The organism is Desulfosporosinus paludis, from assembly GCF_045689965.1.
Classification (GTDB): domain Bacteria; phylum Bacillota; class Desulfitobacteriia; order Desulfitobacteriales; family Desulfitobacteriaceae; genus Desulfosporosinus; species Desulfosporosinus paludis.
In genome coordinates this window covers 4027463-4042044 of the sequence record NZ_CP144211.1, presented here as the reverse complement: position 1 = coordinate 4042044, position 14582 = coordinate 4027463, and the positions used below count along the sequence as shown (strand labels likewise).

General features: G+C 44.9%; 13 protein-coding genes. All 13 read right to left on the bottom strand.

Going from position 1 to position 14582, the window contains the following annotated elements; all coding sequences use genetic code 11:
- Nucleotides 1–13 precede the first annotated feature (13 nt).
- The 13 genes from truB to VZF35_RS20005 all read right to left on the bottom strand — a co-directional run bounded on the left by truB (nucleotide 14) and on the right by VZF35_RS20005 (nucleotide 14557).
- Nucleotides 14–898: a tRNA pseudouridine(55) synthase TruB gene (gene truB / locus VZF35_RS20065; RefSeq protein WP_407307824.1), complete on the bottom strand. Its 885-nt coding sequence runs from the start codon at nucleotides 896–898 to the stop codon at nucleotides 14–16.
- Complete coding sequence (locus VZF35_RS20060; RefSeq protein ID WP_407307822.1) at nucleotides 882–1862, bottom strand: DHH family phosphoesterase; 981 nt, start codon at nucleotides 1860–1862, stop codon at nucleotides 882–884. The genes truB and VZF35_RS20060 overlap by 17 nt, the downstream gene beginning before the upstream one ends.
- Nucleotides 1855–2229, bottom strand: a complete 375-nt coding sequence (gene rbfA, locus VZF35_RS20055) for a 30S ribosome-binding factor RbfA (protein WP_407307820.1) — start codon at nucleotides 2227–2229, stop codon at nucleotides 1855–1857. The genes VZF35_RS20060 and rbfA overlap by 8 nt, the downstream gene beginning before the upstream one ends.
- 21 nt (nucleotides 2230–2250) lie before the next feature.
- A complete protein-coding gene (infB, locus tag VZF35_RS20050) occupies nucleotides 2251–5214 on the bottom strand; it encodes a translation initiation factor IF-2 (RefSeq protein ID WP_407307818.1) in 2964 nt (987 codons plus the stop codon).
- 43 nt (nucleotides 5215–5257) lie between these two features.
- Nucleotides 5258–5554, bottom strand: a complete 297-nt coding sequence (locus VZF35_RS20045; protein ID WP_407307816.1) for a L7Ae/L30e/S12e/Gadd45 family ribosomal protein — start codon at nucleotides 5552–5554, stop codon at nucleotides 5258–5260.
- Entirely contained in the window at nucleotides 5551–5814 is a 264-nt protein-coding gene (gene rnpM, locus VZF35_RS20040; protein ID WP_407307814.1) for an RNase P modulator RnpM, read from the bottom strand. The genes VZF35_RS20045 and rnpM overlap by 4 nt, the downstream gene beginning before the upstream one ends.
- 4 nt (nucleotides 5815–5818) lie before the next feature.
- Nucleotides 5819–7177, bottom strand: a complete 1359-nt coding sequence (gene nusA, locus VZF35_RS20035; protein WP_407307811.1) for a transcription termination factor NusA — start codon at nucleotides 7175–7177, stop codon at nucleotides 5819–5821.
- 39 nt (nucleotides 7178–7216) lie between these two features.
- Nucleotides 7217–7675 (bottom strand): ribosome maturation factor RimP, encoded by a 459-nt coding sequence (gene rimP / locus VZF35_RS20030; protein ID WP_407307809.1) that lies wholly within the window; start codon nucleotides 7673–7675, stop codon nucleotides 7217–7219.
- A 375-nt stretch (nucleotides 7676–8050) separates the two neighbouring features.
- Nucleotides 8051–8986 carry a GNAT family N-acetyltransferase gene (locus VZF35_RS20025; protein ID WP_407307807.1) on the bottom strand — a complete coding sequence of 312 codons (936 nt, stop codon included), beginning with the start codon at nucleotides 8984–8986 and terminating at the stop codon, nucleotides 8051–8053.
- 340 nt (nucleotides 8987–9326) lie between these two features.
- Nucleotides 9327–11051, bottom strand: coding sequence for a proline--tRNA ligase (locus VZF35_RS20020; protein WP_407307804.1), 1725 nt, complete (start codon nucleotides 11049–11051; stop codon nucleotides 9327–9329).
- A 40-nt stretch (nucleotides 11052–11091) separates the two neighbouring features.
- Nucleotides 11092–12174 (bottom strand): flavodoxin-dependent (E)-4-hydroxy-3-methylbut-2-enyl-diphosphate synthase, encoded by a 1083-nt coding sequence (gene ispG / locus VZF35_RS20015; RefSeq protein ID WP_407307801.1) that lies wholly within the window; start codon nucleotides 12172–12174, stop codon nucleotides 11092–11094.
- 23 nt (nucleotides 12175–12197) lie between these two features.
- Nucleotides 12198–13268 carry an RIP metalloprotease RseP gene (rseP, locus tag VZF35_RS20010; protein ID WP_407307799.1) on the bottom strand — a complete coding sequence of 357 codons (1071 nt, stop codon included), beginning with the start codon at nucleotides 13266–13268 and terminating at the stop codon, nucleotides 12198–12200.
- A gap of 149 nt (nucleotides 13269–13417) precedes the next feature.
- Entirely contained in the window at nucleotides 13418–14557 is a 1140-nt protein-coding gene (locus tag VZF35_RS20005) for a 1-deoxy-D-xylulose-5-phosphate reductoisomerase (protein ID WP_407314746.1), read from the bottom strand.
- Nucleotides 14558–14582: the final 25 nt, after the last annotated feature.

The window sequence follows — 14582 nt, the reverse complement described above, 5'->3', positions numbered from 1 at the left end:
TTGACCTCCTAAATCATCCAATAACCTTATGCGGATAGAGAGAATCCTCCCGCCAAACCCCAATTCCGATTAACTCTTCGCCTTCAATTACCTGCACGTATGAGGTGAGAGCTTGAGCTGACGTTTTGACAAGTTCTCTCTTAGTAGATAACCCATGTCGAAAAGCTTGTGCCCGGGCGGCAGATAAATAGACCTTAGGAAGATCAATTCCAGCCGTTAACGGCAAAAGAAAGGGAAATGTTGACTTTAGGACCGCTTCCTCCATCTCTTCGAGTGTCCAACTTTCCTGAATCACAAACGGACCAGAACGAACACGCAGCAAATAAGACATAAAAGCTCCGCATCCTAAGGCCTGCCCAAGATCATGGCTCAATGTTCGGATATAAGTTCCTTTAGAACATTCAATATATAAAAGTGCCCTTGGAAACTCTTCCTCATACCAATTTTTTAGTTCAATCTTGTATATGGATATTTCACGTGACGTGCGCTCGATGGCAATTCCTTGCCGAGCATATTCGTATAAGTGTTTGCCATCTTTGCGAACCGCCGAGAACATCGGAGGTATCTGGGACACTCTGCCTTCAAACTTCATTAAGACTCGCTCTACATCTGCTTTACATAGGTTCGGGCGTTTAATTTGGATCGTTTCGCCAAAAGAATCCTGAGTATCCGTCATAATCCCAAAGGTCACTTCAGCAAGATAAGCCTTTCCCTGTTCAGTAATATATTCCGCCAGGCGAGTCCCTTTTCCTACACAAAGAGGCAGTACTCCTACGACTCCGGGATCCAGCGTCCCGGTATGACCAATCTTTTTCGTCTTTAGAGTTTTACGCATCCAAACAACAACATCCGAAGAGGTCATTCCCGGTGGTTTAAGGACGTTAATGATTCCGTCCAATCTCTAACCCCTCCTCAATGGCTCTGATGACACGTTGTTTAGCCTCTGCCAAGGAAACTTTTAGGGTACATCCTGCAGCACGCTTATGCCCTCCGCCACCAAACTGAACAGCAATCTCGTTGACATTCAGCCATAGGTTCGAACGAAGACCGCCCTTTATTTCTCGCGGTCCCACTTCTTTGAGCAGAACAGCCACCTCAACCCCTTCGATGCTCCGAGCGTGATTGACCAATCCTTCACTCAGTTCCTGCCCTGCACCACTTTTTTGAAAGTCTTCTGTCGTTAAGGTCATAATTGCTAACTGCCCCCCGGCACGAAGTTCCAAAGTGTTCAAAGCCGCTTGCAGCAACTTTATCTGAGCAAGAGGTTTTCGATCAAAGATATTATGATGGATAAACGCTAAATCGAGTCCCACCTCAATAAGTTCTGCTGTCAGGCGATGCGTGTTTGCCGTTGTGCTGCCGTATTGAAAACATCCCGAATCTGTCACAATAGCAGTATAGAGATTCGTAGCTATTTCACGATTAATCGTAACCCCCAGCTGTTTTATGAGGCTCAGAGCAACTTCAGCACAAGCACTCGCTTGATCATCAACCCAATTAAAGTGACCAAACAGTTGATTAGAAATATGATGATCTATATTTACAACAGTACTATCCATCAAATAATCTGGCGCTAATGATACCCGCTGCAAGTCCGTACAATCAACAAACACTAACGTTTGGGGTTTGGGATCTGGCAGAGATTGTTTAATTCGATCCGAACCCGGCAGAAAAGCCAATGCTGCAGGTACAAAGTCGGGATTAAAAAACGTCACCGTTTTTCCCATTAATTCCAAAGCCTGTCCAATTGCCAACATAGATCCTAAGCAATCGCCATCCGGTGAGACATGGGAGAAAAGCGCCACCGATGGCGCTTTTCTCAGGACTTCTATGATTTCTTCCGTCAACAAACGTTCATTCATGTGATTCATCCTTGTCTAAGTCATCTGAAACACCAACGTCACGCAACAACTTAGCAATATGTGCACCATGTTGGATCGAAGGATCGTTGACAAAAACAATGGCCGGTGCGTGTCTTAAACGTACGCGTTTTCCGATTTCGCTCCTGATAAAACCTGCAGCTCTATTAAGGGTGTCCAGAGACGCTTTTGCTTCCTCCTCGCTGCCCATGACACTAACATAAACTTTGGCATGGGCTAAATCATTAGCCACATCGACACTGGTCACGGTCACAAAGCCAATGCGAGGATCTTTGAGTTCTACCAAAATTAACTGAGAAATTTCTTCTTTAAGCGTTTCAGCCAAACGGTTAGGACGATGTTTTGACATAGGTATCCCTCCTGGGATTAACTATAATGTTCGTTTTACCTCTTCTAAGGCAAACGCTTCGATAATATCTCCTTCTTTGAGATCATTGTATTTCTCAATGCCAATTCCGCATTCGAAACCTTCAAGTACCTCTTTTACGTCATCTTTGAAGCGTCGCAGAGATTCCATTTCACCTTCATGATTCACGATGCCATCCCTTATAATGCGTACCTTCGCGGAGCGTGGAATTTTGCCTTCTGTAACCATACATCCTGCGACAGTTCCAGCCTTAGGCACTTTAAAGACTTGGCGGACCTCAGCTTTTCCGAGAACGACTTCCTTGAACGTCGGATCCAAGAGGCCAGTCATGGCCGCTTTAACATCTTCAATGGCATCATAGATAACTCGGTAAAACCGTAAGTCGACGCCTTCAAGGTCAGCAGTTGCCTTCATATTCGAATCCGCACGGACATTAAAGCCAATAATGATAGCGTTTGAGGCAGAAGCTAACATAATGTCATTTTCATTGATCGCACCGACACCACCATGAATCGGATTTACGCGAACCTCATCCGTGGAGAGCCGCAATAAGGATTGACGAAGTGCTTCTACTGATCCTTGGACATCTGCCTTAATGATAATATTCAGCTCTTTAATTTCGCCCTCTTTGATCTTGTCAAAAAGATCCTCCAAACTAACCTTACCAACGGTACGCTTTGATTCTTCCACTTTGCGCACTGCAGTTCGCGCTGAGGTGATTTGGCGGGCTAATTTTTCATCTGAAACTACTGAGAATGGCTCTCCTGCTTCAGGGACTTCTGAAAGGCCCTGAATTTCAACAGGCATAGCTGGACCAGCCTTTTTAACACGCCGTCCCTTGTCATCCACCATAGCTCGAATCCGGCCAAAAGCGCAGCCAGCTACAGCAACGTCTCCAACATTGAGTGTTCCTTTGGAAACAAGCACTGTTGCAATAGGTCCTTTTCCTTTATCCAACTCCGCTTCGATGACCGTTCCTGCAGCCGGACGATTAGGATTCGCTTTGAGATCGCGAACCTCAGCCACAAGTAATATCATCTCCAAAAGTTGTTCTATATTTACTTTTGATTTTGCAGACACGGGAACGGCGATGGTATCTCCGCCCCACTCTTCAACGACTAACCCATACTCTGTCAATTCTTGTTTGACTTTTTCGGGGGTAGCATTTTCCTTGTCAATTTTATTGATAGCTACGATAATAGGGACTTCGGCAGCTTTAGCATGATTAATCGCCTCAACGGTTTGAGGCATAATCCCATCATCAGCTGCCACCACAAGTACGGCTATATCTGTGACTTGAGCTCCCCGTGCACGCATGGCAGTAAAGGCCTCGTGTCCAGGTGTATCTAAAAAGGTTATCTTTTGGCCTTTAATTTCCACCTGATAAGCCCCAATATGCTGAGTAATCCCCCCAGCTTCAGAACTAGTAACATTCGTTGTCCGAATAGCATCCAGTAATGAGGTTTTCCCATGGTCAACATGCCCCATCACTGTCACGACAGGCGGACGGAAAGAGAGATCTTTCGGATCATCTTCAATCTCTTCAATGACCGCCAGAGACTTTTCAGCTTTGACCTCAACCGTAACTCCCATTTCATTGGCTAAAATGGTTGCTGTTTCTGAATCAAGCTCCTGATTGATAGTAGCCATAACTCCCAGGTTCATGAGATGCTTTATCAGTTCTCCGGCTTTACGGCTCATTTTAGCCGCTAGATCTTGGACGGAAATTGATTCCTGAATGACAATGTGTTTGGGCGTTGTATCTTTAACTTCTTTTTTAGGCTGCTTTTGGAAACGTTTATGCGGTGAACGAATTGCATTCTCCCGTTCCTTTTCCAGTTCGCGTTTTCGTTCATAAGCCTTATCTTGAGCCTTCTTGCTAGCGGGAGCTTGTCGTTTCACTTGCTCGGCGATCACTGGCGTTGTCGGAGCACTCGCACCGGCTCGCGGCGCCATACCAGAACGGGGACCTTGTGACTGCCCTTGGAAGCCAGATCGGGGAGTCTGGTTCTGTCCTTGATAACCAGGACGTGGACCTTGGGATTGCCCTTGGTAACCGGGACGCGGGCCTTGCGACTGCCCTTGATAGCCCGGACGTGGACCTTGCGGCTGACCTTGATAACCAGGGCGTGGGCCTTGAGATTGCCCTTGATAGCCGGGACGCGGGCCTTGTGACTGCCCTTGATAACCCGGACGTGGACCTTGCGACTGCCCTTGATAGCCCGGACGTGGGCCTTGCGGCTGCCCTTGATAGCCCGGACGCGGACCTTGTGACTGCCCTTGATAACCTGGTCGTGGACCTTGCGGCTGCCCTTGATAACCTGGTCGTGGACCTTGCGGCTGCCCTTGATAGCCCGGACGCGGGCCTTGTGACTGCCCTTGATAACCTGGTCGTGGACCTTGTGACTGCCCTTGATAACCTGGTCGTGGACCTTGCGACTGCCCTTGATAGCCCGGACGCGGGCCTTGTGACTGCCCTTGACTGGGGTATCCTGGACGTTGGCCTTGAAGGCCTGGGCGTGATCCTTGAGATTGTCCTTGAGTATTAGGGCGCGGTCCTTGTGGTTGGCCTTGAGAGGCTGGTCTCGGAGTTTGAGATTGTCCCTGCACACCTGAGCGTGGACCTTGTGGCTGACCTTGAGAAACTGGGCGTGGAGCTGGGGTCCGTCCTCCTGTACCTAAACGAGAGCCCTGGGGGCGTCCTTCTATTTCTTGACGAGGTTCTGAAGTCCGTCCTTCTTGAACTACTCCAGAGGTATTTGGCTTTATTTCTTCAGAATTTTTACGTTCAGTATGATCCAAATTTATCTCCTTTCCTTTCAGTTGATCCCTCAAACGATCTGCATCTTTTAGATCGACGGTACTCAAATGATTTTTAACATCTGTTCCCATAGCTAAGAGTCTTGTAATCACTTCTTTGCTGCTAAAGTTTAATTCCTTTGCCAATTCATGAACACGAATACTCATTTAACCACCCCCACATATTCGGCTCCCCATTACGCTCCAAGCATCAGCTCCTTGCTAGTAAAATAGCTTTTGCGAACCCTTGATCTAATATAAGAACTGCTGAACGCGGCGAAAGTCCTATACAATGTCCTATCTCTTGCTTAGTTCCAGTGATAACCACTGGCAGTTTTAAATCGTTCGCCCAAAGATCGTACTTCTTTTGCGCTCCAGGCGCGTCTTCGGCCAAGATGAGTAAATAACCCATTCTTTTTTTTAACAGTGCTTCAACTTGAGCATCCCCAGAGGCAACTTTGCCTGCTCGACGTGCGATTCCGATTAAAGAATGAATTTTTGAATTCACGGAGAAATCTTCCCTTCTAAATCTGCAAACACCTTAGGATCAACATCCACTTCAAACGCTTTCCTGAATCGGCGCTCTTTGACAGCTGTTTGAAAACAAGCTGGGTCAGAGCAGATGTATGCCCCGCGTCCATTCCTCTTACCGGTTGGATCGAGTTCAACAGTTCCCTCTGGGGTTCTTACGATTCTCAGAAGCTCTTTCTTAGGTTTCATTTGTTGACACCCCAAACACATCCGCATGGGAACTTTCCGTGTTTTCATATCTTCACCCTTTCCCTTTCTTTTTCTTCTCCTTTAGGTTTACTTTTTCGTTCACGTCATCGCTGGCCGCCCAATCTAGAACATCATTCATTTCTTCATCAGGCAGTTGCTCCATAGTTTCATCATCATACTCGTTTAAATCAGAAAATTTACTATCGTCATCTGTATAATCATCTAATGTCTGTCCATCCTCAACATATTCTTGTTCATCATACTCTTGATAATTATCAGTATTGGCAAGTTCATCATATTCCAAATACTCTTCATATTCATCGAAGTCCTCATAATTTTCATATCTTTCTTCAGTGCCTTCCGGGACTAGATTTAAAGCCACTGCTTGAGATTCGCTTTTAATATCGATCTTCCATCCCGTGAGTTTAGCGGCCAAGCGAGCATTTTGTCCTTCTTTGCCGATTGCCAGAGATAATTGATAGTCGGGAACGACAACAACTGCAATCTTCTCGCTGGTTTTCGGATAAACTCCCACTACTTTGGCGGGTGAAAGGGCGTTGGCCACGAATTCATGAGGATCGGTCGAAAAGTTTACAATATCAATTTTTTCCCCTTTTAACTCCGTGACGATGGTTTGAACCCTTGCTCCTTTCGGTCCGACACAAGCACCTACAGGATCTACGTTAGAATCGCGAGAAAAGACCGCAATCTTGGAACGGGCGCCTGCCTCCCGTGAAACTCCTTTAATTTCCACGACCCCATCGTGAATTTCAGGCACTTCAAGTTCGAAGAGGCGTTTAATCAAGCCCGGGTGGGTCCGAGACAACATAATTTGAGGTCCCTTGGTGGTTTTTTTAACTTCTACAACATATGTTTTTATCCGCTCAAAGGATTGGTATACCTCACCAGGAATTTGTTCTTGAGCAGGGAGTACTGCCTCAACCTTACCCAAGTCGACAATGACATTCTTCTGTTCGTATCGTTGAACAACTCCCGTGACGATATCCCCTTCGCGATTGACGTACTCATCGTAAATCATCCCTCGTTCGGCTTCTCTTATACGTTGTACGACAACTTGCTTAGCTGTTTGTGCGGCAATTCTCCCAAAGTCCCGAGGTGTTACTTCATATTCGACAATATCCTCAAGTTGATAGTTTGGATTAAGCTTCAGCGCATCTTCCAAACTAACTTGAGTTCGAGCATCTTCTACGTTCTCGACAATTGTTTTCCGAGCAAATACTTTGAACTCTCCAGTCAATCGATCAATAAGAACTCGAACGTTTTGTAACGATCCAAAGTTCTTCTTGTAGGCAGAAATAAGTGCTGCCTCAATTGCTTCGAACAAAATTTCCGCGGAGATTCCTCGTCCTTTTTCCAATTCGTGAAGAGCCTCGATGAAGTCCATATTCATTTTTCCATGTTCCTCCTTATTCTATTGTCCCAACAACCTCTAAAATTCTAATGCAAGGTGTGTTTTCTTCGCCAAGGCACGCGGAATTGAAACCCGATTATCTTCATGGTCTAAGACAATCTCATTATTTACTAAACCTACGAGTTTTCCAGTAAATTCATTATATCCTTGAAACAGGGTCGTTGTATGCACCGTAACCAACTTCCCTTGAAAACGGATGAAATCCTCGTCCTTCTTAAGGGGGCGTTCTAAACCTGGAGAAGATACCTCCAACATATAAGCCTGTGGAATAGGGTTTTTCTCGTCGAGCATGTCACTCACGGCATGACTCACCTCAGCACAATCATCCATATCCACACCCCCTTCTTTATCAATAAAGAGGCGTAGATACCAATGTGCACCTTCCTTTATGTACTCGACATCCACTAATTCAAGCCCTTTTTCTTTGACGTAAGGCTCGACCTGTGAACTAATTTGTTGTTCTAATCCATTACTCATGACATTCGCCCCTTTTTTATTCAAGAAGTAAAAAAACTTGGCTGGCACCAGAAAGCACTGTCTTCGCACTTGTTAGCCTTAGCGCTGGCGGCTGCCTAGTTACACTTATGCGCCGGTCATGGATGCCCAAGTGTCCCTGAAGCCAAGGATGGCGAGAAGGGAGCTGTTGAAAGTATTCAATGAAGTTATACTTTCTGACAGTATAAAAAATGTTCTCCGTATATTCTAACGAAGATGTTCGCGAGTTATACTTAGCTATGGTTTGAACAAACGAAGGAGCGGGCTAGTACCCACTCCTTTCCAGCAATCACTACAAATTTCCTTATATTAATATAGCATATCCCCAGAACATCTGCAACCGTAGAACTTTTGAAATTATAGCAAATTCAGCTCATACGTCTGCTCAACCAAATCTTTTCCCCAAGTCTGATTTTTATGCTCTGCCACTTTTCTGAAACCTTTTTTCATGTACATTTTAATTGCAGTTCTCTGATCTTCTGTAGTCTCCAGAAATACATTGTGGTATCCCTTTTCCCCGCAGTATTGAATGGCTTCATTCAGCAGCCTATTGCCAAAACTCATTCCTCTGAATTTTGGATGCAGGATGAACCATCTCAATTGAGCCTTTTTGTCCGCATGTCCGACGATGGCGATAGCACCAACGATTTTCCCATTTACTTCTGCAAACCAAAATCGATCCTTTTGTGAATCATAGTTTTGAAAAAAGTCATAGAACGTTTTACAGACATATCCTTCAAACACGTGATTATAACTGCATTCTTCAGCATATATCCAGCCATGCAGATGAATTAGATAGCCAACGTCTCCTGGTCTCAGCTCTGTACGAATGTTAAACTTATCTCCTGAAGCAATAGATTCCCCTGACAGAGCATTTTCGATCCTTTGCATACCCTCTAGAAGCTCATTTTGATTGTCCCCCTGCAATTGAACGATCATCTGATAAATTTGTTGATCCGATGATTCTTCTAATTTGGTAAGGATTTCTCTGCCTTGATCCGTTAAATACAAATGATACAATCGGCCATCCTCCGTGGACTTTATCCTGTAAGTGAGCCCTTGTTTTTCAAAATTTTTTATAATCCTGCTTAGATAGCCAGGGTCAATCTTTAGCTCCTCAATTAGCTTTTTGGAGGTACAATCATCTATTTGTCCAATTTCGTACAGGACACGAGCTTCTGACAGAGAAAAATCGCTGTTCAGCATATGTTTATCTAAAAGTCCTAGCATATTCGTGTAAAATCGGTTGAATCTGCGAATGCCGCGGACCAGAGGAATATGGTTAGTATTCATAGGATGCCTCCATTATTTATCATAATTTGCTTAATTATAATTAAAAACACTTGACAAAATCAAGTGTTTTTAATTGATTCTGTCAAGTATTTTTCCCTAAGACATCGCCTTAATCTTTTCCTCTGCCCAGGGATGCTTGAGTAAAAAGATCACTTAGAAATTGTTTGAGCGCTAAGAGATATAGCCTGTAATGCACTCGAAGAGGATTCCTCAAAATTATATAATGTAAAAAATGGAGGTCTATTCCCTTGTTTGGAAAAGACCTCCACGCGATTTAGCTCTATTTTCGTCGGATCGAGCTGGAAAAGTCCCCTACGATCTGCCGGAAGTTGGTCCGGAGTTAGAATGATAAAGCTTTCTCTATGATCTCTTTAACCTGCCCAGCGATCTCTTCTACAAAGACTAACTGTGTTTCTCCGCCTTTGCGCACTTTTAGCTCAACTTGTCCATTAGCGAGAGTCTTACTCCCAATGGTAATACGCAAAGGGTACCCAACCAAGTCAGCGTCCTTAAATTTCACACCGGCGCGTTCATCCCTGTCGTCCAAAATCACTTCAACTCCCAGGTTTTGAAGTTCCTGATAGAGTCTTTCCGTAGTTTCAACAACTTGGGCATCTTTGGTACTGACCGGAATAAGAATGCAATGATAAGGTGCAATCGGAATAGGCCAGATAATTCCCATCTCATCATAGTTTTGTTCAATTGCCGCTGCGATCGTTCGACTTACACCAACTCCGTAACAACCCATGACGCAGGGCTTTTCCACTCCGTTTTCGTCTGAAAAGGTGGCCCCAAGAGCTTTACTGTACTTTGTACCCAATTTGAAGACTTGACCCACTTCGATGCCCCGGGCTTCCTTGAGGGGAGTGCCGCAATTAGAACATGCTTCCCCTGGAACGATCATCCTTAGATCATAAACATGGTCAATCCGAAACTCTTTTTTCGGCACAATTCCGACAACGTGATAATGCTCTTTGTTAGCACCACACACGGCATTTTCCATTAAGGCAACTTCTTGATCGGCAATGACCATCAACGTTTCAGACACCTCAACAGGACCAACGGAACCCGGTCCACACCCTAACAATTGCTGAATCACCTCAGGAGAAGCAAGCTGCAAAGAAATAAAACCACCTAAGGCATTGTTTAGCTTGATCTCGTTTAACTCCCTGTCTCCTCGAAGGAGCACTAAGAAGATCTTATCATCCCCTTGATAAAGCAATGACTTCACAAAATGAGTCTTTGGCACTTTCAGAAAGTCTGAAGCCTCTTCAATCGTCTTCACATTGGGCGTATGAACCAACTGACGCTGATGTTCGCCACCCAAACTCTCGATAGCTTGAGGCTGGCATTCTGCTTTTTCTGCATTAGCCGCATAGTGACAATTCGGGCAATAAACGACTGAATTTTCGCCTGAATCGGCCAAAACCATAAATTCATGAGTACCACCAGTACCGCCGATGGCTCCCGCATCTGCTTCAACAGGACGATATGTTAAACCGCAACGAGAGAAAATCCGGCAATAGGCATCATACATTTTCCGGTAACTAATATCAAGACCTGCTTCATCTCGGTCGAAGGAATATAAATCTTTCATGACGAATTCCCTTCCGCGCATCAAACCAAAGCGCGGTCGCCGTTCATCACGATATTTATTCGTAATATGATAGAGGAGAAGCGGAAGTTGCTTATACGACCGAACTTCACTCCGTACGAGGTCAGTAATAATTTCTTCATGAGTTGGTCCTAAACAAAATTCTCTCTGATGCCGATCTTTTAAGCGAAACATCTCGTCGCCATAGACATCCCAGCGCCCACTTTCTTGCCATAATTCCGCGGGTTGCATGATTGGCATAAGAACCTCTTGACCGCCTTTATCATCCATCTCGTGACGAACAATCGTTTCAATTTTCTTTAAAACTCTCAATCCTAACGGTAAATAGGTATATATTCCCGCAGCAGTCTTTCGAATCAAGCCTGCTCGAAGCATTAGCTGGTGACTAATTATTTCAGCTTCAGCAGGAACCTCACGTAATGTTGGATTTAATAGTTGACTAACGCGCATTGTGCCCATTCCTTTCCTCTATGTAACAAGAAGTTAATCGTTATTGTTTCTTGTGTGCTAAAACGTATTTCTCGATTTCTTGGAGTAACGCCGGCAACAACTCTTCTTCACTTAAATTGGCGACAATTTCCCCTTTACGAAATAAAAGCCCCATTCCTTTGCCACCCGCAATACCAAAATCAGCTTCACGGGCTTCACCAGGGCCGTTGACGGCACACCCCATAACCGCAACTTTCAAGGGTTTGTCCAAAGGAGGGAGCCGTGAAAGGCGTTCATCCACCTTTTCAGCCAAGGCAGCCAAATCAACCTGAGTGCGCCCACAGGTCGGGCAACTAATTAGGTCGACACTTCGCTGTCTTAAGCCAAGAACACGCAGTATTTCTAAGGCAATGGGGATCTCATGGACGGGGTCACCTGTCAAGGATACCCGAATCGTATCTCCAATTCCTTCAGAAAGTAAAGCTCCAATTCCGATCGCCGATCGGACAACGCCTGAGCGAACCGTTCCCGCTTCAGTGACGCCTAAATGCAATGGATAATCAAAACACTCAGACATTTGGCGATAGGCCTGAAGCATCAAAGGAACAGAAGACGCCTTCAAAGAAACCTTAATTTTATCATAACCTTCGTCTTCCAACAATCGAATATGCCCAAGAGCGCTTTCAACCATTCCGACAGCCGTTGGGCCGCCATATTTATCTAAGAACTCTTTTTCCAAAGATCCTGCATTTACACCGATACGAATGGGGATCTGTTGTTCTTTTACAGCCTTCACAACCTCTTGAACTTTCCAGCGAGCCCCGATGTTTCCCGGGTTTAGACGCAAACCATGAATTCCTTGTTCTACGGCACGAAGTGCAAGGCGATAATCAAAATGAATATCAGCAATTACTGGGAGTGGGCTGGCAATCGCAATCGTTTTTAAGGCATTAGCCGCATCCATATCAAGGACTGCCAGACGCACAACCTCGCATCCGGCTGATGCCAAATTGTTGATCTGGGCCACTGTCTGTTCAACATTGCGAGTATCCGTATTCGTCATTGATTGTACGACGACAGGAGCTCCTCCGCCTATCACCACTGACCCCACTTGAACTGGCTTTGTTTTCTTTCTTTGTAACATCCTAACCTCCAGCGCTCTGCGTCTCAGCCAGCCTTAACAAAAAGGCGGAGGACATCTTTGTATGTAACGGCAATCATTAAGGCCATGAGCAAAACAAAACCCACTAAATGAATCATATTTTCCTTTTCCGGGTTTAATGGTTTTCCCCGTAATCCTTCGATTAACAAGAAAATTAGTCTGCTTCCGTCCAATGCCGGTATAGGGAATAAGTTTATAAGTCCTAACTGGATACTTAAAACCCCTGTTAAACCGAGCAGATTTGACAATCCTTCGTGAGCACCCTCACTGATTGTCTGGGCTATCATCACAGGGCCACCTACTTCGGCTGGTATTTTACCAGTTATCATCTGAATTAACGTCACTACGATGAATTTAGTAAAGTCCAAGGTTCGTTCGAGGCCGAACTGAGCGGACTGAAGTATCGAGGCATGCATATAAATGACTTCCGGGGCAATTCCTATCATCCCATATCCTGTTTGAGCATCTTTCTCTGTTTTTACAGGGATAACATGATGCTGCTTTCCATTGGCCCTTTCTACTGTAAGATTGAGCTGTTGGTTCGGCATGGCGTGAATGACTTCCGTCAGACGATTCCAATCCGGTGTCTGCTCTTGGTTCACTGCAATGATCTTATCCCCAGGCTGTATCCCTGCTGCTGCGGCAGGTTTTCCGCTGACAAGGGAACCGATTAAGTTACTGTTACTCTGTGAAGGCACTCCCAGATAAGCAAAAACACCAATAAATAAGATGATCGCTAAAACAAAATTCATCAATGGACCTGCAGCAATGGCTGCCATACGCTGCCATACAGGCTTGTTCATAAAGCTCTGTTTGTCATCTATGGGAGCAATGATCGTACGGCCATTTTCATCAACCTCTGCATCCATGCCATGGAGTTTGACAAACCCTCCTAAGGGGATGATCCGCCAGGCATAAAGAGTTTCCTTTCCTTGATAACCAAGGATTTTAGGTCCAAAACCAAAGCTAAACTCTATGACCCTAACCCCAATCCATTTGGCGATCATATAATGCCCTAGTTCATGAATCATAACCATACTTCCAAAAACGAAAATGATGGCGAGTACTGTAACCACATTTAACCCTCCTTCTAGTAGAAGTCCGAGGTTCGAGGTTCTAAGTACGAACCTGCTATTCAAACTGTCAAATATTGAACACTTGCTTGAAAATCGTTATTCACAGCCCTAATTTATATATCGAACCACAAACTTTCATGCTCCAATAGTTAAATGAGTTCCAAAGCGCGGTGTCGTGCCCAAGTGTCCGCATCGAGTATGCTTCCCAAATCCAGATGATCTAAAACATCATGTTCTGCACAAACCTCTGCTACAATTTCATGAATCTTTAAGTACGTTACTTTCTTTTGCAGAAATGCAGCAACCACAACTTCATTAGCAGCATTCATAACTGCAGGAAGCGTTCCGCCTCGTCGTCCCACTTGATAGGCTAAAGCCAATGCTGGAAATCCTTCAAAGTCAGGCTCATAAAATGTTAACGTTTTTCCCCGAAGATCAAGCCGTTCAAAGGGGTTTTTCCAGCGAGTAGGATAACTTAAGGCATATTGAATAGGTAAGCGCATATCCGTTTTCCCTAATTGAGCGAGGACCGAGCCATCACGATATTGCACCATCGAATGAACCACACTTTGGGGATGGATGAGAACTTCAATATTAGCATAATCCATTGCAAATAAATGATGAGCCTCTATGACTTCAAGGCCTTTGTTCATCATGGTCGCTGAATCGATCGTGATTTTAGCCCCCATGCTCCAGTTAGGATGACGCAATGCCTTTTCTAGGGTCACATTTGCTAACTCTTCTTTAGTCCAACCAAAAAAAGGGCCTCCAGAGGCAGTTAAGATGATGGTTTCAATAGTTTTAGGGTCTTCTTCAAGGCATTGAAAAATTGCCGAATGTTCGCTATCGACTGGTATAATAGGAGAATTCATAGTTCGAGCCTTTGCCATGACAAGTTCGCCGCCAGCGACCAGCGTTTCTTTGTTAGCTAACGCTATAGCTTTACCGGCGTCCAAGGCAGCAAGAGTCGGTTCTAAACCGATCCGTCCGGAAAGAGCCGTTACCACAGTATCAACATTTTGAGCAACAACAGCAGCGATCATCCCATCCATACCTTGCTCTACCTTAATCGGCAAATCAGTTAACCGCCCTCGAAGTTCTCGAGCTGCGCCTTCATCCATCATAACTACAGACTCTGGGCGTATCATCCTCGCCTGTTCTTCCATTAGCTTAACATTTTTGTCAGCCACTAAAGCATGTATTTTGAGGCGTCCTTCAGAATGCTGAACTACGTCTAACGTCTGACATCCAATTGACCCTGTTGATCCTAAAAGTGTTAGCGTTTTCAACTCAAACATCATCTTCTTCCTCTTA

Bases quoted from the DNA above. Each gene is read 5' to 3' on its own strand.
- rbfA (WP_407307820.1), bottom strand. From the start codon at position 2,229: ATGTCAAAACATCGTCCTAACCGTTTGGCTGAAACGCTTAAAGAAGAA.
- rnpM (WP_407307814.1), bottom strand. From the start codon at position 5,814: ATGAAAACACGGAAAGTTCCCATGCGGATGTGTTTGGGGTGTCAACAA.
- infB (WP_407307818.1), bottom strand. From the start codon at position 5,214: ATGAGTATTCGTGTTCATGAATTGGCAAAGGAATTAAACTTTAGCAGC.
- rimP (WP_407307809.1), bottom strand. From the start codon at position 7,675: ATGAGTAATGGATTAGAACAACAAATTAGTTCACAGGTCGAGCCTTAC.
- ispG (WP_407307801.1), bottom strand. From the start codon at position 12,174: ATGTTACAAAGAAAGAAAACAAAGCCAGTTCAAGTGGGGTCAGTGGTG.
- nusA (WP_407307811.1), bottom strand. From the start codon at position 7,177: ATGAATATGGACTTCATCGAGGCTCTTCACGAATTGGAAAAAGGACGA.
- VZF35_RS20060 (WP_407307822.1), bottom strand. From the start codon at position 1,862: ATGAATGAACGTTTGTTGACGGAAGAAATCATAGAAGTCCTGAGAAAA.
- VZF35_RS20020 (WP_407307804.1), bottom strand. From the start codon at position 11,051: ATGCGCGTTAGTCAACTATTAAATCCAACATTACGTGAGGTTCCTGCT.
- VZF35_RS20025 (WP_407307807.1), bottom strand. From the start codon at position 8,986: ATGAATACTAACCATATTCCTCTGGTCCGCGGCATTCGCAGATTCAAC.